The following is a 19,819-nucleotide window of genomic DNA, read 5'->3' as shown; positions in this document are numbered from 1 at the left end:
TGTGCAATAAGAGGAAACTGGTTCCGTTAATACTAGTTAGTATTAACGGAACCAGTTGATGAAATATCACGCAAAATTAGCTGCTAGATGGACTTGTTATTTTTTTTAGATGCCGTGAACTGTTGCTTTAGCATTGTTCCTTCACCTTCATGGTAGTGCAAGGAAAAAATCATCCGCACCTACGGAATTTTACATGTAAGCTTGTACATTTTATTAAATTTTATTCTTGAGCTTTAATTGGTTTCTTTAAGATTCCGAGAAGTATTGCTGTAACTACAGCTCCAATTATAATTGATAGTAAGTATAAAAGAGGGTTTCCGTTAACTATTGCAATTACAAATATTCCACCGTGAGGAGCTGGCAGACCTATATTAAAGAACATCGTTAAAGCTCCGGCAATGGCCGAACCTATAACGCAAGAAGGTATTACCCTAGTTGGATCACCAGCAGCAAAAGGAATTGCACCTTCTGTTATAAAACAAGCTCCTAATACATAGCAGGTTAATCCAGATTTTCTTTCATCAGCAGTAAATTTGTTTTTAAATAAGGTAGTTGCAAGGGCAATTCCAAGAGGAGCAGCCATACCGCCAGCCATAACTGCAGCATGTGGATAATAATTTCCTGAGCTTATCATTGCAATACCGAAGGCAAAACCAGCTTTATTTATTGGACCACCCATATCGATGGCCATCATTCCACCTAATATTAAACCTAAAATAAGCTTATTAGTTGTACCCATTCCAGAAAGCCAATGTTGAAGACCTAAGTTTATTGATTTTACAGGCCCCACTATTGCTACAAACATTATTGCACCAGTAATAAATATTCCAAGCAGTGGATATATAAGCACAGGTTTTAAGCCATCTAAAGTTTCAGGAAGCTTTGCAAATATTTTCTTTAAGAAAACTACAACATAACCACCAAGAAAACCACCAATAAGGCCGCCTATGAAACCAGCACCGTTAGTTGAGGCAATATATCCACCAACCATAGCAGGAGCAAAACCAGGTCTATCGGCAATGCTCATACCAATAAAACCTGCAAGCACAGGAATCATTAAACTAAAAGCGTTTCCACTGCCTATATCATTTAATAGCTTGGCAAAGTAATTATAAGTAGGGTCCTTTGGATCATATGCTTTAATTCCAAACATAAAGGATATAGCAATTAATATACCACCACCTACAACAAAAGGAAGCATGTTTGAAATACCATTCATAAGATGCTTATAGATGCCTATTCCTCCTCCGGAGCTTGACTCAGAAGAAGAACTACTTCCACCCTCATGCTTGTAGATTGGAGCATCTCCAGATAAAACTTTATTAATAAGCTCTTCAGGTCTTTTTATTCCATCTACAACAGGTACTTGCAGTACTTTTTTACCATCAAATCGTGCCATTTCTACTTGTTTATCTGCAGCAACTATTATTCCAGCTGCTCTTTCTATTTCATCTGCAGTTAACCTATTTTTTACACCAGTTGATCCATTTGTTTCGACCTTTATATCTACGCCCATTTCTTTGGCCTTACTCTTTAGGGAATCAGCAGACATGTATGTATGAGCAATTCCAGTAGGGCATGCAGTGACAGCTAGTACAAGATCTTTTGAATTTGTTTCTTTAGTTTGTATTTCTTCTGAAGCTTCTTCTAATTTTTCCTCTTCTTGATTGTTGATGAGAGTTAGAACTTCATCCGCACTTTTTGCCTTAAGAAGGCCCTCTTTAAAATTAGAGTCCATAAGCATAGTTGATAGTCTTGAAAGAGTTTCTAAATGTTCATTATTAGCTCCTTCGCTTGCAGCTATCATAAAAAATATGTTGGCTGGATTTCCGTCAAGAGAATCATAGTCTATACCTTCATTTGAAAGACCAAACGCCAATGCAGGAGTTTTTACAGCGGCAGTTTTGGCATGAGGAATTGCAATTCCATCACCTATTCCAGTAGAGAACTCAGATTCTCTTTTTAATATACATTTTTTGTACTCATCTTTATCATTTAATTTTCCTGCACTGAATAACTTATCTACTAATTCATCTATTACTTCAGTTTTTGTTTTTGATTTTAAGTCTAAAATAATCGTATCTTTCCCTAAAAGCTCAGTTATTTTCATTATTTTCCTCCTATTAATTTTGTTATCGTTACCTGTGGTAAATAGTGTTCTACATCTTCTTTTTTACATAAATCCTTTGAAAAGGCTGTAGCACTTCCAGAAGCAGCTCCATGTCTAAAAGCCTTGACAATATCCTTATTTTTTGAATAACTTGCAAGAAAGCCAGCTATTACGGAATCACCAGCACCAACTGAATTTTGAACAGTTCCTTTTGCAGGTGAAGCTTTATAAACCTCTGACTCATTGACAAGAAGGGCACCTTTTTCAGCCATTGATATTATGACATTTTCTGCTCCCATATCAATTAGTTTTTTTGCATAGAATATAATTTCTTCTTCACTTTCTAGTTCTTTTTTGAATATTTCTCCAAGCTCATGGTTATTTGGTTTTATTAAAAAAGGTTTATTGGGAAGAGTGGAAACTAATGCATCACCAGTTGTATCCACAATTACCTTTGTATTGTTTAGAATACATTTTTTTTGAATAACAGAATATATATCCGCTGGAACTGATTTTTGAACATTTCCAGCTAAAACCAAGTAATCATCTGAAGTTAAACTTTCTATAATTTTAAATAGTTTGTTTAAATTTTCTTCAGTAATGTTAGGACCAGAACCATTAATTTCAGTTTCTACAGAGGATTTTAATTTAACGTTAATCCTAGTATCTTCTTCTACTTTTATAAAATTAGTTTTTATACCCTGAAGCTCTAGAGAATCTTCTATAAATTTTCCAGTAAACCCTCCAATAAAGCCTAAAGCTATACTTTTTACATTTAAGTTATTTAAAACTCTAGATACATTTATGCCTTTTCCACCGGCAAATTTTTCATTGTTTTTTACTCTGTTTACTGTACCAGATTTAAAATTATCCACTTCTATTACATAATCAATTGCTGGATTAAAGGTAACAGTATATATCATTAGATCACAACCTTTGCAAATATAATTTTTATAGTATACAGAAAAACATTTTAACTATAAATTAAGTTCTATTTTATATATCTTTGTCAACAGAAATATGATAATACAAAATCAATCAAAAAACAACATATATAAACACAAATAAGCATAAAATTTAATTGAATTTGAAATTAACAAATATTTATTAAGAGAATATATTGAATAGAGATATATAAATATAAAGTAGGTGCGTATTAGGTATGAAAATAAATAATAGGTTATCAGGAATAGAAGAATATCATTTTAAAAAAATTGAAAGCTTTAAAAATAAACTTATTAATGAGGGAAAGGATATTCTAGATTTAAGTATAGGGGATCCTGATATTACTACAAATAAGATCATAATAGATGAGTTCTTAAAATCTGTTAATATAGAAGGATTTAATAAGTATCCTCCATATGATGGAATCCGGGAACTTAAAGTGAAAATTATTGAATATTATAAGGAACGCTTTAACGTCAACCTAAAAGAAGAGGAAGTACTAATTTTAATAGGCTCAAAAGAGGGCATAAATAATATTATACCAGCAGTTTGCAATATAGGAGATTTTATTATAGTGCCTAACCCATGCTATCAAGTTTATGTTACTAGTCCTATGCTGTGGGGAGTTAATACGTATAAGCTTCCAATAAGAGAGAAAAGCAGCTATCTTCCGGAGTTAAATAAAATACCTGAAAGTATAGCTAAAAAAAGTAAGATGTTCATAATAAATTACCCTAATAATCCAACAGGTGCTGAAGCTAATGATACTTTTTTTAAGGATATCATAAAATTTTGTACGGATAGGGATATAATATTAGTAAATGATTCAGCTTATATGGAAATAGTAAGAGAAGGTAAGGTTCCAATTAGCATGCTTCAGTTTGATAAAGCTAAAAAATCTGTGGAAATAGGTACATTTTCAAAAACTTTTAATATGACTGGGTTTAGAATAGGATATGCGGTTGGAAATTCTAAAGTTTTAAAGGAGCTTTTGAAGGTTAAAAGTAATGTGGATTCGGGACAATTTTTACCTATACAGTATGCAGCTGCTAGAGCATTAGATATATTAGAAATAGAAACTTCTAAGAATAAAAAAATTTATGATGCGAGAAGAGAAAAAGCAAAAAATATACTTAAAGCAAAAAATATTGAATACTATAATAGTGAGGCTACATTTTATATTTGGTGTAAAGTTCCTAAGGGCTATTCTACAACTGAATTTTATGAAAAGCTTATTTGGGATTATGGAATTATAACTACGCCAGGATATAGTTTTGGAAATCTTGGAAATGGATATTTTAGATTGTCTTTAACGAAGGATTTGAAAGATATATATAAATATTTGAATAAAATTGAGGAATTTTAACATTAAAAATAAAAAAGTACTATAAACATATAAAAAATGTGGTATAATTGAGTTTGTTATATATAAACTCTTAAATTTCCTTATTGTTTTAAAATACGACCTTACAATAAGCTCTTACGAAAGGATGATTTACAATGTTAAAAAGTATGACTGGATTTGGAAGAGCTATTTATGATAATGGTAACAGAAATTTTACCATAGAGCTAAAAAGTGTGAATCATAGGTATCTTGATCTTAATGTAAAATTGCCTAGAAGTCTTATATCTTTAGAAGATAAAATAAGAAAAGAAATTCAGCAGAAGCTTAAAAGAGGAAAAGTTGATGTTTTCATAACTCAAAATGTTTATAATGATGATGATTATGATGTTATATTAAATAAGAATTTAGCAGATAGTTATTATAATTGCTTAAAAAAGATAAAAGAAAGTTATGATGTAAAGGATGATATTTCTGTATCACTTATTTCAAAATTTCCTGATGTTATATCTATAGAACAAAAAGAAGAAAACTTTGATGAAATTTGGAATGAAATATCAATACCACTTCAAGAAGCTCTTAATAAGCTTATAGATATGAGAGAAAAAGAGGGCGCAAAACTTAAAGAAGACATAGGAAATAAATGTGATATAATAAATAAAAATGTATGCTTTATAGAAGAAAAAGCTTCTTGTGTTGTGGAAGAATATAGGATAAAGCTAAATGAAAGAATTAAGGAATTATTAGGAGAAAATAAGGAAATAGATGAATCTCGTATTTCAATGGAGGTTGCTATTTTTGCTGATAAAGCATGTATTGATGAGGAAACAGTAAGACTTAAAAGTCATATAACTCAACTCAAGGATACACTTGAAAAGGACGAACCAATAGGAAGAAAACTTGATTTTATAGTTCAAGAAATGAATAGGGAAGCAAATACAATAGCTTCAAAATCAAATAATATCGACATAGTACATTCGGTACTTGATATAAAAAATGATATTGAAAAAATAAGAGAGCAAATACAGAATATTGAATAGTATTAGGAGGATTAAGAATGGGAATAAAATTAATAAATATAGGTTTTGGAAATATAGTATCTGCAAATAGGTTAATTGCTATAGTGAGTCCAGAATCAGCACCTATAAAGAGAATAATACAGGAAGCTAGAGATAGAGGAATGCTTATAGATGCTACATATGGTAGGAGAACTAGAGCTGTTATAATAACGGACAGCGATCATGTTATACTATCTGCTGTTCAACCTGAGACTGTTGCTCACAGATTGTCATCCAAAGATGAGGATATAGCTATAGACGAGGTTGATGAATAAATGAAAAAAGGGTTGTTAATTGTAATATCTGGTCCTTCTGGTGCAGGCAAAGGTACTATATGTAAGGCTCTTCTTGAAAAACAGGATTTATGGATTTCAGTTTCAGCAACTACAAGAAAGCCAAGAAAAGGTGAAATAGATGGAAAAAGTTATTTTTTCTTAGACGTTGATGAGTTTAAGGATAGAATAGAGAATGATGGTTTTCTTGAGTATGCAGAAGTTTATGGAAATTACTATGGTACACCTAAGGCAAGTGTGAATGAAAAAATAAATAATGGAGAAGATGTTATACTAGAAATAGATATACAGGGTGCACTTAAGGTTAAAGAAAATTATCCGGAAGGGGTATTTATATTTATACTTCCGCCTTCAATGGATGAACTTAAAAAAAGAATAATAGGCAGAGGCAGTGAAACACCAGAGTCACTTATGAGAAGATTTAAATCTGCTTATAAAGAATTAAATTATGTGTCAAAATACAACTATGCTGTTATAAATGATAAGGTAGATATTGCTGTAAGTAAAATACAAGCAATTATAGCAGCTGAAAAATGCAGAGTTGATAGAATAAAAGAAAATATAATAGATTCTAAGGAGGGTATTGTTCATGAACAATTCTATGATTAATCCATCAATTGTTGATTTGAAAGAAAGAGTAGGAGATAAGTATTCACTTGTTGTTATAACCTCTAAAAGAGCAAGACAATTAATACAGGGAGAAAAGCCGCTTGTAAATGTAGATAGCAATAAAACTCTTACAATAGCTATTAATGAAGTAGATCAAGGAAAGATACATTTTAAAGTGGTTCATGAGGGTATAAAATAAATGGCTTCAAAAAATGTTGTTTTAGGTGTTACTGGTGGTATCGCTGCGTATAAGGCTTTAGATGTTGTAAGTAGACTTAAAAAGAATGGTTTTAATGTTGATGTAATAATGACAAAGTCTGCTGTGGAATTTGTAAATCCTATAAGCTTTCAAAGCTTGAGTGGTAATCCTGTAATAACAGATATGTTTGAGGAGCCTAAGGCGTGGGAAATTCAACATATATCTTTAGCTAAAAAAGCAGATTTACTAATTGTTGTTCCAGCAACAGCAAATATAATTGGAAAAGTTGCAAATGGCATAGCAGATGATATGCTTTCAACTACAATAATGGCAGCAGCTTTAAGATGTCCTGTTATCTTTGCAGCAGCTATGAATACCTATATGTATGAAAATCCTATAGTACAGGATAATATAAAAAAATTACAAAGCTATGGATACAGCTTTGTAGAACCTGAAACAGGGAGACTTGCTTGCGGTGATACAGGTAAAGGTAAGCTTTGTGATACAGAAACAATTTCAGAAATAATAAGTAGCAAGCTTTATGACATAAAGGACTTAAAAGGAAAGAAAGTAATGGTTACGGCAGGACCGACAATAGCACCTATAGATCCTGTAAGATACATAACAAATAGATCTACTGGGAAAATGGGCTATGCCATAGCAGAAGAAGCACGAGATAGGGGAGCAAAGGTTACTCTTATAAGTGGTGAAACAAATTTAAAGTTTCCTTTTGGAGTTGATGTTATAAAGGTAACTACCAATGAGGAAATGCTTAAAGCAGTTTTAGATAATTTTTCATATAGTGATATAGTTGTTAAGGCAGCAGCAGTATCTGATTATAAGGCTAAGAATTACAGCAACAAGAAAATAAAGAAGTCTGAAGATAATTTGAATATAGATTTTGTGAAAGATAATGATATATTAAAGAAACTTGGTGAGATAAAAGAAACTCAAGTTTTGGTTGGATTTGCAGCAGAAAGCAATGACCTTATAGAAAATGCTATTTCAAAGCTTCAAAGAAAAAATTTAGATTACATAGTAGCTAACGATATTACGGCCTCTGATACAGGCTTTGCAAGTGACGATAACAAAGTATTTATAATTTCTAAAGATAAAGATATTTTGGAACTTAATAAAATGAGCAAAAGAAATGTTGCAAGAGAACTATTTAATTTGATTAATAAAAAGCGCTAAATGCGCTTTTTATTTGCTTAACTTATTTGTTTATTAAAGGGAAAATAATAGAAAGCTTTGTTAGTATTTTGATTTATCAATAAAGGGTGATACGGTGAATAATTATATTGGAGTAATAGTAGACAGCGAAGCAGTTTCACTTGATAGGGTATTTACATATAAAGTTCCAGAGAGTCTAAAAAGCGATATTAAATTGGGCCAAATAGTTAAAGTGCCTTTTGGTATGGGAAATAAAAAAGTAAATGGCTTTATTTTAGAATTTATAGATGAAATAAACGAATCTATTAAAATAAAAGAGGTAAGCAGTATTGTTACTGATTACTCTGTTATTACAGCTAAAGATATAGATTTAATACTTAAAATGAAAAAAAGATATTTCTGCAGCTATATTGACTGCATTAAACTCATGATACCTACTGGAATAACAAAAGGAGTAGGACATAAAACTAGTTCTGTGGTTTGCATTAGGGGCGAGCTTGTAGAAAAGTTGAAAAAGAAACCTTACACGGATATTTATGAAGTTGTAGGAGAATATAATGGAGTATATACAAAAAGTGAGCTGAATCGTGAATTTAAATTTTCCTTATCTTCTATAAATACAATGATAAAACATGAGGTATTGAAGATCGTAGAAAAGGTTGTTTCAAGGTGCGATAATAAAGTTTTTGATAGCTATGAGGAAAAAGTATTAAATAGAAAGCAAGCTGATGTTGTAAATTCAATACTAAGTTCTAACGCAAGAAAGTTTTTAATTCATGGTGTTACTGGAAGTGGTAAAACAGAAATATACATGTATCTTGTAAAAAAGATGATAGAACAAGGAAAAGAGTCTATTATACTTGTTCCAGAGATATCACTTACTCCTCAAATGGTAGAAAGATTTAAGGGCAGGTTTGGAAACGATGTTTCAGTTTTTCACAGTAAGCTTTCGGATGGCGAGAGATATGATGAGTGGCTAAGAGTTAAGAATGGTGAGGTTAGGGTAGCTGTTGGAGCAAGATCAGCTATTTTTCTTCCGTTTAGTAATTTGGGTCTTATAGTAATTGATGAAGAACACGAAGGAAGCTATAAATCTGAAAGTGATCCTAAATATAGTGCAGTAGAAATAGGGGAAATGAAAAGCGAAATTGAAGGTTGCAAGCTTGTTCTTGGCTCAGCAACCCCATCCATAGACACATATTACAAATGTACAAACAAAGAATATAAATTATTAAGTATAAGCGAAAGAGCTGATGGTGCTTCAATGCCAGATATATCTGTAGTGGATATGAGAGAGGAACTTAAGGAAAACAATAAATCTATATTTAGTAGAAAACTTTACAAAGCTATTGAGGAAACCTTGGAAAAAAAAGAACAAATAATATTATTTTTAAATAGAAGAGGATTTTCAACCTTTGTATCCTGCAGAAAATGTGGGCTTGTATTTAAATGCAAAAATTGTGATGTGCCACTTACTTATCATAATGATAAAAAGTATCTTATATGCCATTACTGCGGTAGTACAGAAGAGATACCTAAAATATGTCCTAAATGCGGTAGTAAATATGTTAAGTATTTTGGAGTTGGTACTGAAAGGGTTGAAAGAGAAGTTAAGAAAATATTTAGCAGTGCAAGAGTTTTAAGAATGGATAAGGATACTACGGGCAAAAAAAATTCTTATGAACTTATATATAATTCCTTTAAGAATGGTGGAGCAGATATATTAATTGGGACACAGATGATAGCAAAAGGATTTGATTTTAAGGAAGTTACTTTAGTTGGAATTGTTGCAGCGGATCTTACTCTAAATATACCAGATTACAGAGCTGCCGAAAGAACTTTTCAACTTGTATCACAGGTTAGTGGAAGAGCTGGAAGGGGAAACAAAAAAGGTAGAGTAATAATTCAAACCTATACTCCAGAAAGTTATGCAATAAAATATTCATCTCAAAATGACTATGAAAGTTTTTATAAAACTGAAATAATGTTAAGAGAAGGAATGAATTATCCGCCTTTTTCTAAAATATTTATTGTTAATATGAGTTCAAAAAATGAAAGTTTATTAATAAAATATACACAAATAGTTGGCAATTTTTTAAAGAATAATTTTGCTGTCTATGATAATATTGATATATTAGGACCATGTCCTTCACCAATTGGTAAAATTAATGAGTTTTATAGGTGGCAAATTATACTGAAAGGTGAAGTAACCTATGATATGGCTAATTTTATTAAAAAATCTATTTATGAAATACTTAAAAAAGATTATAATGTTATAAGGATATCAATTGATATAAATCCTTTGAGCCTATTATAAATTATTTGGAGGTAATGTTATGGCAATAAGAAATATAAGAAAATATGGTGATGAACTACTTAGAAAGAGAAGCAGAGAAGTAGATAAGATAGATAAAAGAATTTTAACTTTGATTGAGGATATGAAAGAGACCATGTATAGTGCTAATGGAGTTGGACTTGCTGCACCTCAAGTTGGAATACTTAAAAGAGTTGTTGTTATAGATATAGGTGAAGGACCTATGGCTTTCATAAACCCAGAAATCCTAGAGACAAAGGGAAGTTATGTTGATAGTGAAGGATGCTTAAGTATACCAGGTCAAGATGGTATGGTGGAAAGACCAGAGTACGTTAAAGCTAAAGCGTTAAATGAAAAGGGAGAAGAATTTATAGTAGAAGGCAGAGAACTTATGGCAAGAGCAATGTGCCACGAGTTTGATCACCTAGATGGTGTTTTGTTTATAGATAAATTAGTTAAAACTGAAAGCGGTGAAGAATAATTGAATATAGTTTTTATGGGTACACCAGAATTTGCTGTACCATCATTGAAAAAACTTATAGAAAATTATGATGTGAAGGCTGTTTTTACTCAGCCAGATAGACCAAAGGGCAGAGGAAAAAAACTTGCAATGTCTCCAGTTAAGGAGGTTGCAGTAGAAAACAATATTCCTGTATTTCAGCCTCAAAGTTTAAAAAAAGAGCACGAATATGTGGAAAAACTTAAAGAGATAAAACCAGACTTTATAATAGTAGTAGCTTTCGGACAAATTTTATCAGAGGAAGTTTTGAATATACCTAAATACGCATGTATAAATGTTCATGCATCGCTTCTTCCTAAATATAGAGGGTCTGCACCTATAATTTGGTCCGTAGTAAATGGAGAAAAAAAATCTGGTGTCACTACTATGCTTATGGCTAAAGGGATTGATACGGGAGATATGCTTTTAAAGTGTGAAACTGATATTGATCCTGATATGACATCAGGACAGCTTCAAGATATTCTTGCAGAAAAAGGAGCAAATCTACTTTTAAATACAATAGAAGATTTTAAGGATGGTAAAATTGAACCTGAAAGGCAAAATGATGAGGAAGCTTCTTATATTTCAGTAATTTCAAAAGATTTAGGTGAAATTAATTGGAATAATAGTGCAGAGAGTATTCATAATCTTATAAGAGGATTTAATCCATGGCCTTCTGCATATACTCACTATGAAGATAAAGTCATGAAAATACATGAGTCAAAGGTAATTGATACTGATTTTAAAGGCACACCGGGGTTAGTAACCGATGTAAGCAAGGAAGGTATAAAGGTAGAAACAGGAGAGGGAAAACTTCTTATAACCTTAGTTCAATTCCCGGGCAAAAAAATAATGAGTGTTAAAGATTACATTGCGGGAAATACTATAGAAAAAGGTATTATTTTAAAATAAAAGATTAGATTGTGAGGTGTTTGGATGTTTTACTTTGATGCTACATACGTCTTACTTATTCCGGCTATTTTGCTTTCCTTTTGGGCTCAAGCGAAAATTAGCTCTGCGTTTAATAATTATTCGGAAGTTAGAAGCATAAATGGTTATACAGGAGCAGATGCAGCACGTAAACTTTTAGATGCCAACGGTTTATATGATGTACCCATTGAGGTAATACCAGGGAAACTTACAGATCATTATGATCCAGCAAACAGAGTGCTAAGGCTTTCAGAAGAGGTCTACTATGGAAGTTCTGTAGCTTCAATTGGTGTGGCGGCACACGAAACAGGTCATGCTTTTCAACATAAACAGCATTATGTACCACTTGAAATAAGAAATTCTATAGTACCAGCTGTTAATTTAAGCTCTAACGCATCATGGATTCTATTTTTCATAGGAATGATATTTAGTATTCCATTTCTTGCCAGGATTGGTGTTGTACTTTTTGCAGCAGTTGTTGTATTTCACCTTATAACTCTGCCAGTTGAATTTAATGCATCAAGTAGAGCTTTAAAACTTCTTGAAAGTAGAGGAATACTTTATGGTGATGAAGTTAAAGGGGCAAGAAAAGTACTTAGTGCGGCGGCATTAACATATGTTGCTGCAGCATTAATGGCAATTTCACAGCTAATTAGACTTATAATTATAAGTAGGGATAGAGATTAAAGAAAAGGAATAGAAAATATAATGAATGCTAGAAAAGTTGTTGTAGATGTTTTAAATGAAGTGTTTTTTAAAAATTCATATTCAAATATAAGCCTTAATAAAGCTTTAAAAAATTCAAATTTAGCTTCAAGTGATAAAGCACTTGTGACAGAAATAGTATATGGGACTATAAAGTATAAATATACCATTGATATTATTCTTAAAAAATTTATAAAAGTTAAGTTTAGTAAATTGGATAAAATTATACTTAATATACTTAGAAGTTCTGTGTACCAAATCAGGTATCTTGACAGGATACCTGATTTTGCAGTTGTAAATGAAGGAGTTGAACTTGCAAAAAAATACTCCTCACTTAAATCATCTAAATTTGTAAATGGTGTACTTAGAAATTATATTAGAAATTTAGATGCGGATTTTTTAAGTTCAAGAGATAAGATAAAGGTTATTGCATTTAGATATTCTTTTGAACCATGGATGGTTAACTTTTTTATAAAACAGTATGGTATTGAAAATATTGATAAAATATTAAGTGGACTAAATTCTACACCGAATGTTACAGTAAGGGTAAATTTGCTTAGAGGTTCTTATGATGAAACATTTAATAAACTGCAGGAACTTGGTTATGATATCGAAGAAGGCTCTATATGTCCTGAAGCTATAGAAATAAAAAGAGGAAGCAGTATAGAAAACAATCCTTTATTTTTAAAAGGAAATTTTACAGTTCAAGACGAAAGTGCAATGCTTACAGTTCCATGTATGGAAATTGAAAATGATATGTATGTTATGGACTTGTGTAGTGCACCTGGAGGAAAGACAACGCACATAAGTGAACTTTCTAATAATACTGGAACTGTATATGCTTTTGATATACATAAAAATAAGTTAAAGCTTATAGAACAAAATGCAGAGAGACTTGGCATTACAAATATAAAATGTGATGTTATGAATGCTTCGGAATATAATGAAAAATTTAAGGGGAAAGCCGATAGAATACTAGTTGATGTTCCATGCTCAGGTCTTGGTATTATAAAGAAAAAGCCTGAGATAAAATGGAATAAAAGTATCAATGATTTAAAAGAATTGTGTGGATTGCAAGAAAAAATACTTCAGAATGCTTCTAAGTATCTAAAAAAGGGTGGGATTTTACTTTATTCAACGTGCACCCTTAACAAGGATGAAAATGAAAATAATATAAAAAGATTTATATCTAGCCATAATAATTTTAAAATTGAAGATATATTTTTTGGAGATGTTTCAAATGTAAATTATGATAAGTACGGTGTGACGATACTTCCTAATGAGCATATGGATGGCTTTTTTATGTGCAAGTTGAGAAAATTATGGTAGGTGGATGTTAAATGGAAAATATTTTAGATTTGAGTCTAGATGAACTTAAAAGCTGGATGGAGCTTCATAATGAAAAAGCTTTTAGAGCTAAGCAGGTAAATGACTGGATATATAAAGGAGTTTTTGATTTTTTTGATATGAAGAATATCCCTAAAAGTACTACTGAAAAGTTGAGCGATAATTTCTATATAGGGATACCTAAAGTTATTAAAAGATTAGATTCAAAATATGGTGATACTAGCAAATTTTTATTTGAATATAATGATGGAAATGTAATTGAATGTGTTATAATGAAATATGATTATGGAAATTCAATATGCGTGTCCACTCAGATTGGATGTAGAATGGGGTGTAGCTTTTGTGCATCTACTATTGGTGGTCGTATAAGAGATTTGACAGCTGGGGAAATTTTAGCTGAGGTACTTGAGGCACAAAAGGAAATTGGAGAAAGAATATCCAATATAGTTCTTATGGGAAGTGGTGAACCACTAGATAATTATGACAATGTAATTAAATTTATAAAACTTGTTAATGATAAACAGGGGTTAAATATAGGTCAGAGGCATATTACACTTTCGACTTGTGGAATAGTGCCTAAAATATATGATTTAATAAAAGAAGATTTTCAAATCACACTTGCAATTTCTCTTCATGCACCAAATGATAATTTAAGAAGAAAAATTATGCCAGTTGCCAATAAATATAGTATTAATGAAATAATTACTGCATGTAATAGCTATTCTGAAATCACAAAAAGGCGTGTTACTTTTGAATATTCTTTGGTAAAGGATGTAAATGATAGTGCTGAAAATGCAAAGGAACTATCAAATTTGCTTAAAGGAATGCTGTGCCATGTAAATATAATACCAGTAAATTCTGTTAAAGAAACATCATATGAAAAACCTTCTAAAAATACAATTGAGGATTTTTCTAAAATTTTATCTAGAGCTGGCATAGAAAATACAGTTAGGAAAGAAATGGGTTCAGATATTAATGCAGCATGTGGCCAACTGAGAAGAAATTACCTAAATCAAAGTGATGAGAAGAGGTGTTAATATGGTAGGATTACTATCTGATATTGGTAATGTTAGAAAATTAAACGAAGACTATGCTGACTATTATGAAAGCGAAAAATTTAAATTTTATGTTGTTGCAGATGGGATGGGCGGGCACAATGCTGGTGAAGTTGCGAGCAAGATTGCAGTTGAAGCTACTATGGAATACATAAAAAATAATGTTAATACTAAAGAGGAACAAATGGGCATATGTCTTGAAAATGCAGTAAAATACGCTAATGAAAAAATATATGAAAAAGCAAATAGTTCAGAAAGTTTATCTGGAATGGGCACTACTATAACTGCATGTTTAATAAAAAATAATAGTATGGTAGTAGCTAATGTTGGGGATAGTGGTTGTTTTTCCGTTACTAAAAATGGAATAACAAAGATAACAAAGGATCATTCTCTAGTACAGCAGCTTGTTGATACGGGTACTATAACTGAAGAAGAAGCAATGACTCATCCTAATAAAAACATAATAACAAGGGCACTTGGAACTAGTAAATTTGTAGATGTTGATATTTTTAATATAGATTTAGCTGGAACTTATAAGTTTGTATTATCTACTGATGGCCTAACTAATGGAGTTACTATTCATGAAATTTATGATATCGTACTTAAAAATGATAATGATGAGGCCTGCAGTAAGCTTGTCGAATTAAGTAAAGTAAAAGGAAGCAGAGATAATATATCAGTTATTGTATTTGGAGGAGAGGATAGAGATGATAGGAACTATTCTAAGTAATAGATATAAATTAGAAGAAGAAATAGGTGTAGGCGGTACAGCAGTTGTTTATAAGGCAAAAGATACAATTTTAAATAGAAATGTTGCTGTAAAAGTTCTTAAAAATGAGCTTTCCGATGATGATGATTTTGTAGCTAAATTTAAGAGGGAAGCAACATCTGTTGCAAGTATCTCAGACATTAATATTGTAAATATATATGATGTTGGTGCAGATGGAAAAATAAACTATATAGTTATGGAATATATCGATGGAAAAACTCTTAAAGAAATAATAAAGCAAGAGAAGGAAATAGATATAAAAAAAATTATAGCAATAGCTGTTCAAATTACTAAAGCTCTCGATTGTGCACATAAAAATAATATTATTCATAGGGATATAAAGCCTCATAATATAATGGTTACAAAGGATGGACTTGTCAAAGTTACTGATTTTGGAATAGCAAAAGCTTCAAATTCAGTTACTATTACAAGTACAAATAAAGTAGTTGGTTCTGCACATTATTTGTCACCAGAGCAGGCACAGGGTAAACAAGTTGACTGCAGAACAGATATATATTCTTTTGGAATAGTTCTATATGAAATGGCAACAGGAAAGGTTCCTCATGATGCTGATACTCCAGTCTCTGTAGCTTTGAAGCATATACAGGAACCAGTTATTCCTCCAAAGAATTTAAATGAAAATATACCAGATAGTCTTAATAGATTAATTTTAAAGTGTCTTGAAAAAAATCCAGATGATAGATATCAAAATACAAGACAAATATTGAACGACCTCATTAGGATGAAAAGTAACTATAAAATAGATGATTTTGACGAAACTATGAATGTTAATGACGAAGAGGATTATACTAGAGTTATGGAACCGGTGAAAGCAAAAGGATTAGAGAAAAATGCCGATAAAAATAAAGCTCCTGTTCCAGATGATGAATTTGATGAAGATGAAGAAGATATAGATGAGGATGAACCTAAAAATAACAAAAAAAATAAAAAGAAAAAAATAATAACTGCATCAATTATAGGAGTTATATTATTAGCTGGTTGTGTATTGTTTTTCGCTCTTGGGGCAGGACTTCTTGGAACAAGTGCTGTCGGTAAGGTAAGTGTGCCTAAGATTAGAGGCCTTAAAGAAGGAGATGCTAAAAAAGCTGTTACTGATGCAAAGCTAAAATTTGAAGTTGTTCAAAGAACAAAAAGTGATAAACCTGCTGGAACAGTAATAGCATGCTCTCCAAGTGAAGGTACTGAAGTAGATGAAGGTAGTACAGTAAGAGTAGATGTAAGCTCAGGTGAGGATGATACAAAGGTTCCTTCATTGTTCGGATTAACTGAAAGTGAAGCAAAGGATAAAATAATTAGTGCTGGTTATAAGGTTGGAGATATTTCAAAAGAAAGTAGTGATGTTCCTAAGGGCTGTGTGGTAAGGCAAACTCCTGATGAAGGAAGCAGTCTTGAAAAAGGTAAAACCATAGATTTGGTTATAAGTACTGGTCCTAAGGAAAGTGATAATGTAAGTGTACCAGGAGTACAAGGACAGAGCGAAAGTGATGCAAAACAGACACTTGAAAATGCAGGATTTACTGTAAATATTCAAAAGAAGATTACTAATGATCCAAATCAAAATGGATTGGTTTATTCTCAAAATCCAGGTGCAGGTGCTATGGCTGCTAAAAATTCAGTTATAACTATTGTTGTTTATCAGTATAATTCAACAGCACAATCAAATACTAATAACAATAATAACAATAATAACAATAATACAGGTAGTCAATCAACGGGTACAAATGGTAATACTAAGACTGGACAGCAGGGCGGTTCTAATACAACACCTACCCAACCAACTAATACGCAGCCAACTAATACGCAGCCGAGTGGAAATAATACAACAAATCCAAGTAACGGTCAAGGTGGCTCTAACAATCAAACCGGCGGTGGTGACAAAAAGTAAATTTTATAACTGGAGGATTTATGCAAGGGATAATAGTTAAAGGTATAGCAGGATTTTATTATATAAAAGTTGGTGAAAAAATATATGAATGTAAGGCAAGAGGAAAATTTAGATTTAATGAAATGACACCTATTGTTGGTGACAGAGTAGAAATATCTGTTAAGGATGACAAAGGCGTAATAGATAAAATTGAAACTAGATTTAATGAACTTAAAAGACCGCTTGTAGCCAATATCACTCAAGCATTTGTAGTATTTGCTGTGCGGAATCCTGATTTTAATAGTGATTTATTTAATAAATTTCTTGTTTTATGTGAAGCAAAAAAAATAAAGCCGGTTATATGTTTTAACAAAATAGATTTAGCTTCCAAGGATGAAATTTCCTATATGGAGGGTATTGTAAAGCAAATAGGTTGTGAATATGTAATGTTAAGTGCTAAAGGCGGAATTGGTTTAGATGCTTTAAGGGATAGGTTAGATGGAAATATAACTGTAGTATGTGGAGTTTCTGGAGTTGGAAAATCTACTATATTTAATGAATTAGTAGGTAAGAAAGCAATGGAAACTGGAGATATAAGTGAAAAAATAAAGAGAGGTAAGCACACAACAAGACATAGTGAGCTTATAGAACTTAATGGGGGCTTTTTAGTTGACACCCCAGGGTTCTCTTCTCTTGATATAAAATTTTTAGAGCCTCAGGAGCTTAAGGAATTATTTCCTGAATTCTTAAAATACAGTGATATGTGCAAGTTTTCAGGTTGCCTTCATTATAAAGAACCTAGTTGTGAAGTTAAAGAAGCTGTAAATCGAGGTGAAATACATAAAAGCAGATATGATTTTTATGTAAATACTCTGGAAGAACTTAAGAGTAGGAGGAAGTATAAATGATTAAATTAGCGCCATCAATCTTATCAGCAGATTTCTCAAAGCTTGGAGAACAAATAAAAATTTTGGAAAATTCTAAGGCTGATTTTATACATATTGATGTAATGGATGGTAATTTTGTACCTAATATTAGCTTTGGCTTTCCTATAATAAAGTCTATAAGAAAATATACTAAAAAAACCTTTGATGTTCATCTTATGATAGAGAATCCATCAAGATATATAGAAGAGTTTGTAAAATGTGGGGCAGATATTATAACAATTCATTATGAAACTGATAAGCATATCGATAGAACAATTAATTACATAAAAAGCTTTGGAATAAAAGCAGCTGTTGCGTTAAATCCAGGAACACCGGTAATGTGTATTAAGGATATATTAGGATTAGTAGATATGGTACTTATAATGACTGTTAACCCTGGTTATGGTGGACAAAAATTTATTGATTATTCTTTGGATAAAATAAGAGAAGTAAAAGAACTTTCAAAAAATATGAATAAGGATATTTTAATTGAAGCAGATGGTGGGATTGGTGCAGGTAACATAAAAAATGTAGTAGAAGCAGGAGCTAATGTAGTGGTAGCTGGTTCGGCTGTTTTTAAAGATAATGCAATAGAAGAAAATATAAATTTATTAAAAGGAAGCATAAATTAATGAAGGTAGTTGTAATTTCCGGTGGTAAAGAACCATCTAAAGAGCTTTTAATGAAGGAAATAAAAAATTGTGATTTTTTAATATGTGCTGATAGTGGTGCGAATTGTCTACATAAATATAATATAAGGCCTAATATTTTACTTGGAGATTTTGATTCTATAGCTATAGAAGCTTTTGAGTACTATAAGAATAACTGTGTTAATGTACTTAAATACCCTAAGGAAAAGGATTTTACAGATACTGAACTTGCACTTTCAGAGGCTTTAAAGCTTGATGTAACTGAAGTGGTTTTTTTAGGTTGTACGGGTACAAGACTAGATCATCTCTTTGGAAATATGGGCCTGCTTCTAAGATGTGTAAAAAAAGGAATAAAAGCATGTATAAAGGATGATAACAATACCATATTTATAATAGATAAAACATGTATATTAAGCGGCGAAAAAGGTGAGATGTTTTCAATACAAGCATATATGAATGAAGTTGAAAATTTATCTATAGAGGGAGCGAAGTATCCCCTAAAAAATTATAATTTAAAATTTGGAGATCCGAGAACAATATCAAATGAATTTTTAGACGGAAGTGTTAAAATAAGCTTTGAAGAAGGATATGTAATTGTATTTAAATCTAGAGATTAATGAGTAAACTTTTTTAGTAATCCAGCATATAATATTAATGGATTACTAAAGGAGGTGCTTGTTATGTCAAAAAGCTTTAAAAAGAAAATCCAAAAAAATAATATTGGATTAATAGTTGCCTCTGTAGGTGCAGGTGTAATAATTGCTGTTATAATACCAGTTTGCGGGTGGATAATTGCCGTTGGAGCAGGACTTATATATTTAGGGTGGTATTTAATAGAACATTGCCATAATTGATTATTTAAATGCATATAATTATATTATAGATAATAGTGTATTTTGTGATCATATTTAGGAGGGAATATAGTATGAAAATTATTGCCGTAAAGCTTCCGAAATTTTTGTCTAGTTTAATTAAGATTTTTGTAAGGAAAAAAAGTTAAACATAAAATT

The 19,819-nt window shown here is 31.3% G+C and carries 20 protein-coding genes; 18 read left to right on the top strand and 2 right to left on the bottom strand.

Going from position 1 to position 19,819, the window contains the following annotated elements; all coding sequences use genetic code 11:
* Window positions 1-220: 220 nt before the first annotated feature.
* Window positions 221-2,110 (bottom strand): PTS fructose transporter subunit IIABC, encoded by a 1,890-nt coding sequence (locus tag ACJDT4_RS05755; RefSeq protein WP_406786587.1) that lies wholly within the window; start codon window positions 2,108-2,110, stop codon window positions 221-223.
* On the bottom strand, window positions 2,110-3,033 hold the full coding sequence (gene pfkB, locus ACJDT4_RS05750; protein WP_406786586.1) for a 1-phosphofructokinase: 924 nt from the start codon (window positions 3,031-3,033) through the stop codon (window positions 2,110-2,112). The genes ACJDT4_RS05755 and pfkB overlap by 1 nt, the downstream gene beginning before the upstream one ends.
* A gap of 239 nt (window positions 3,034-3,272) precedes the next feature.
* Here pfkB and ACJDT4_RS05745 point away from each other — a divergent pair, with 239 nt between their 5' ends.
* The 18 genes from ACJDT4_RS05745 to ACJDT4_RS05660 all read left to right on the top strand — a co-directional run bounded on the left by ACJDT4_RS05745 (window position 3,273) and on the right by ACJDT4_RS05660 (window position 19,663).
* Window positions 3,273-4,421 carry an aminotransferase class I/II-fold pyridoxal phosphate-dependent enzyme gene (locus tag ACJDT4_RS05745; protein ID WP_406786585.1) on the top strand — a complete coding sequence of 383 codons (1,149 nt, stop codon included), beginning with the start codon at window positions 3,273-3,275 and terminating at the stop codon, window positions 4,419-4,421.
* 134 nt (window positions 4,422-4,555) lie between these two features.
* The gene (locus ACJDT4_RS05740; RefSeq protein ID WP_406786584.1) at window positions 4,556-5,437 is read left to right on the top strand and encodes a YicC/YloC family endoribonuclease; all 882 of its coding nucleotides are present in this window, start codon (window positions 4,556-4,558) and stop codon (window positions 5,435-5,437) included.
* A gap of 17 nt (window positions 5,438-5,454) precedes the next feature.
* Entirely contained in the window at window positions 5,455-5,730 is a 276-nt protein-coding gene (gene remA, locus ACJDT4_RS05735; protein WP_053240805.1) for an extracellular matrix/biofilm regulator RemA, read from the top strand.
* Window positions 5,731-6,357: a guanylate kinase gene (gmk, locus tag ACJDT4_RS05730; protein WP_406786583.1), complete on the top strand. Its 627-nt coding sequence runs from the start codon at window positions 5,731-5,733 to the stop codon at window positions 6,355-6,357.
* Window positions 6,338-6,556 carry a DNA-directed RNA polymerase subunit omega gene (gene rpoZ, locus ACJDT4_RS05725; protein ID WP_406786582.1) on the top strand — a complete coding sequence of 73 codons (219 nt, stop codon included), beginning with the start codon at window positions 6,338-6,340 and terminating at the stop codon, window positions 6,554-6,556. Before gmk ends, rpoZ begins: the two co-directional genes overlap by 20 nt.
* A complete protein-coding gene (gene coaBC / locus ACJDT4_RS05720) occupies window positions 6,557-7,750 on the top strand; it encodes a bifunctional phosphopantothenoylcysteine decarboxylase/phosphopantothenate--cysteine ligase CoaBC (protein WP_406786581.1) in 1,194 nt (397 codons plus the stop codon).
* 94 nt (window positions 7,751-7,844) lie between these two features.
* Window positions 7,845-10,046 (top strand): primosomal protein N', encoded by a 2,202-nt coding sequence (priA, locus tag ACJDT4_RS05715; protein WP_406786580.1) that lies wholly within the window; start codon window positions 7,845-7,847, stop codon window positions 10,044-10,046.
* Window positions 10,047-10,065: 19 nt separating this feature from the next.
* Window positions 10,066-10,524 (top strand): peptide deformylase, encoded by a 459-nt coding sequence (gene def / locus ACJDT4_RS05710; protein ID WP_406786579.1) that lies wholly within the window; start codon window positions 10,066-10,068, stop codon window positions 10,522-10,524.
* Complete coding sequence (fmt, locus tag ACJDT4_RS05705; RefSeq protein WP_406786578.1) at window positions 10,525-11,454, top strand: methionyl-tRNA formyltransferase; 930 nt, start codon at window positions 10,525-10,527, stop codon at window positions 11,452-11,454.
* 24 nt (window positions 11,455-11,478) lie between these two features.
* The gene (locus ACJDT4_RS05700) at window positions 11,479-12,159 is read left to right on the top strand and encodes a zinc metallopeptidase (protein ID WP_406786577.1); all 681 of its coding nucleotides are present in this window, start codon (window positions 11,479-11,481) and stop codon (window positions 12,157-12,159) included.
* An 18-nt stretch (window positions 12,160-12,177) separates the two neighbouring features.
* Window positions 12,178-13,506 (top strand): 16S rRNA (cytosine(967)-C(5))-methyltransferase RsmB, encoded by a 1,329-nt coding sequence (gene rsmB / locus ACJDT4_RS05695; protein ID WP_406786756.1) that lies wholly within the window; start codon window positions 12,178-12,180, stop codon window positions 13,504-13,506.
* A gap of 11 nt (window positions 13,507-13,517) precedes the next feature.
* On the top strand, window positions 13,518-14,561 hold the full coding sequence (gene rlmN, locus ACJDT4_RS05690) for a dual-specificity RNA methyltransferase RlmN (RefSeq protein ID WP_406786576.1): 1,044 nt from the start codon (window positions 13,518-13,520) through the stop codon (window positions 14,559-14,561).
* A 1-nt stretch (window position 14,562) separates the two neighbouring features.
* Window positions 14,563-15,309 (top strand): Stp1/IreP family PP2C-type Ser/Thr phosphatase, encoded by a 747-nt coding sequence (locus ACJDT4_RS05685; protein WP_406786575.1) that lies wholly within the window; start codon window positions 14,563-14,565, stop codon window positions 15,307-15,309.
* On the top strand, window positions 15,287-17,254 hold the full coding sequence (gene pknB, locus ACJDT4_RS05680) for a Stk1 family PASTA domain-containing Ser/Thr kinase (protein WP_406786574.1): 1,968 nt from the start codon (window positions 15,287-15,289) through the stop codon (window positions 17,252-17,254). Before ACJDT4_RS05685 ends, pknB begins: the two co-directional genes overlap by 23 nt.
* Before the next feature lie 20 nt (window positions 17,255-17,274).
* Window positions 17,275-18,141 carry a ribosome small subunit-dependent GTPase A gene (rsgA, locus tag ACJDT4_RS05675; RefSeq protein WP_406786573.1) on the top strand — a complete coding sequence of 289 codons (867 nt, stop codon included), beginning with the start codon at window positions 17,275-17,277 and terminating at the stop codon, window positions 18,139-18,141.
* On the top strand, window positions 18,138-18,791 hold the full coding sequence (gene rpe, locus ACJDT4_RS05670) for a ribulose-phosphate 3-epimerase (RefSeq protein WP_406786572.1): 654 nt from the start codon (window positions 18,138-18,140) through the stop codon (window positions 18,789-18,791). The genes rsgA and rpe overlap by 4 nt, the downstream gene beginning before the upstream one ends.
* The gene (locus ACJDT4_RS05665; protein ID WP_406786571.1) at window positions 18,791-19,426 is read left to right on the top strand and encodes a thiamine diphosphokinase; all 636 of its coding nucleotides are present in this window, start codon (window positions 18,791-18,793) and stop codon (window positions 19,424-19,426) included. The genes rpe and ACJDT4_RS05665 overlap by 1 nt, the downstream gene beginning before the upstream one ends.
* Before the next feature lie 63 nt (window positions 19,427-19,489).
* Complete coding sequence (locus ACJDT4_RS05660) at window positions 19,490-19,663, top strand: hypothetical protein (protein WP_406786570.1); 174 nt, start codon at window positions 19,490-19,492, stop codon at window positions 19,661-19,663.
* Window positions 19,664-19,819: the final 156 nt, after the last annotated feature.

The sequence above is a fragment of the Clostridium neuense genome, assembly GCF_045310695.1.
GTDB lineage: Bacteria > Bacillota > Clostridia > Clostridiales > Clostridiaceae > Clostridium_S > Clostridium_S neuense.
The sequence above is the reverse complement of the archived record's forward strand: the minus strand, read 5'-3'. Positions and strand labels throughout refer to the sequence as shown.

Coding starts and splice junctions, on each gene's coding strand:
- ACJDT4_RS05755 (WP_406786587.1), bottom strand. CDS start 2,110: ATGAAAATAACTGAGCTTTTAGGGAAAGATACGATTATTTTAGACTTA.
- pfkB (WP_406786586.1), bottom strand. CDS start 3,033: ATGATATATACTGTTACCTTTAATCCAGCAATTGATTATGTAATAGAA.
- ACJDT4_RS05745 (WP_406786585.1), top strand. CDS start 3,273: ATGAAAATAAATAATAGGTTATCAGGAATAGAAGAATATCATTTTAAA.
- ACJDT4_RS05740 (WP_406786584.1), top strand. CDS start 4,556: ATGTTAAAAAGTATGACTGGATTTGGAAGAGCTATTTATGATAATGGT.
- remA (WP_053240805.1), top strand. CDS start 5,455: ATGGGAATAAAATTAATAAATATAGGTTTTGGAAATATAGTATCTGCA.
- gmk (WP_406786583.1), top strand. CDS start 5,731: ATGAAAAAAGGGTTGTTAATTGTAATATCTGGTCCTTCTGGTGCAGGC.
- rpoZ (WP_406786582.1), top strand. CDS start 6,338: ATGAACAATTCTATGATTAATCCATCAATTGTTGATTTGAAAGAAAGA.
- coaBC (WP_406786581.1), top strand. CDS start 6,557: ATGGCTTCAAAAAATGTTGTTTTAGGTGTTACTGGTGGTATCGCTGCG.
- def (WP_406786579.1), top strand. CDS start 10,066: ATGGCAATAAGAAATATAAGAAAATATGGTGATGAACTACTTAGAAAG.
- ACJDT4_RS05700 (WP_406786577.1), top strand. CDS start 11,479: ATGTTTTACTTTGATGCTACATACGTCTTACTTATTCCGGCTATTTTG.
- rlmN (WP_406786576.1), top strand. CDS start 13,518: ATGGAAAATATTTTAGATTTGAGTCTAGATGAACTTAAAAGCTGGATG.
- ACJDT4_RS05685 (WP_406786575.1), top strand. CDS start 14,563: ATGGTAGGATTACTATCTGATATTGGTAATGTTAGAAAATTAAACGAA.
- pknB (WP_406786574.1), top strand. CDS start 15,287: ATGATAGGAACTATTCTAAGTAATAGATATAAATTAGAAGAAGAAATA.
- rsgA (WP_406786573.1), top strand. CDS start 17,275: ATGCAAGGGATAATAGTTAAAGGTATAGCAGGATTTTATTATATAAAA.
- rpe (WP_406786572.1), top strand. CDS start 18,138: ATGATTAAATTAGCGCCATCAATCTTATCAGCAGATTTCTCAAAGCTT.
- ACJDT4_RS05665 (WP_406786571.1), top strand. CDS start 18,791: ATGAAGGTAGTTGTAATTTCCGGTGGTAAAGAACCATCTAAAGAGCTT.
- ACJDT4_RS05660 (WP_406786570.1), top strand. CDS start 19,490: ATGTCAAAAAGCTTTAAAAAGAAAATCCAAAAAAATAATATTGGATTA.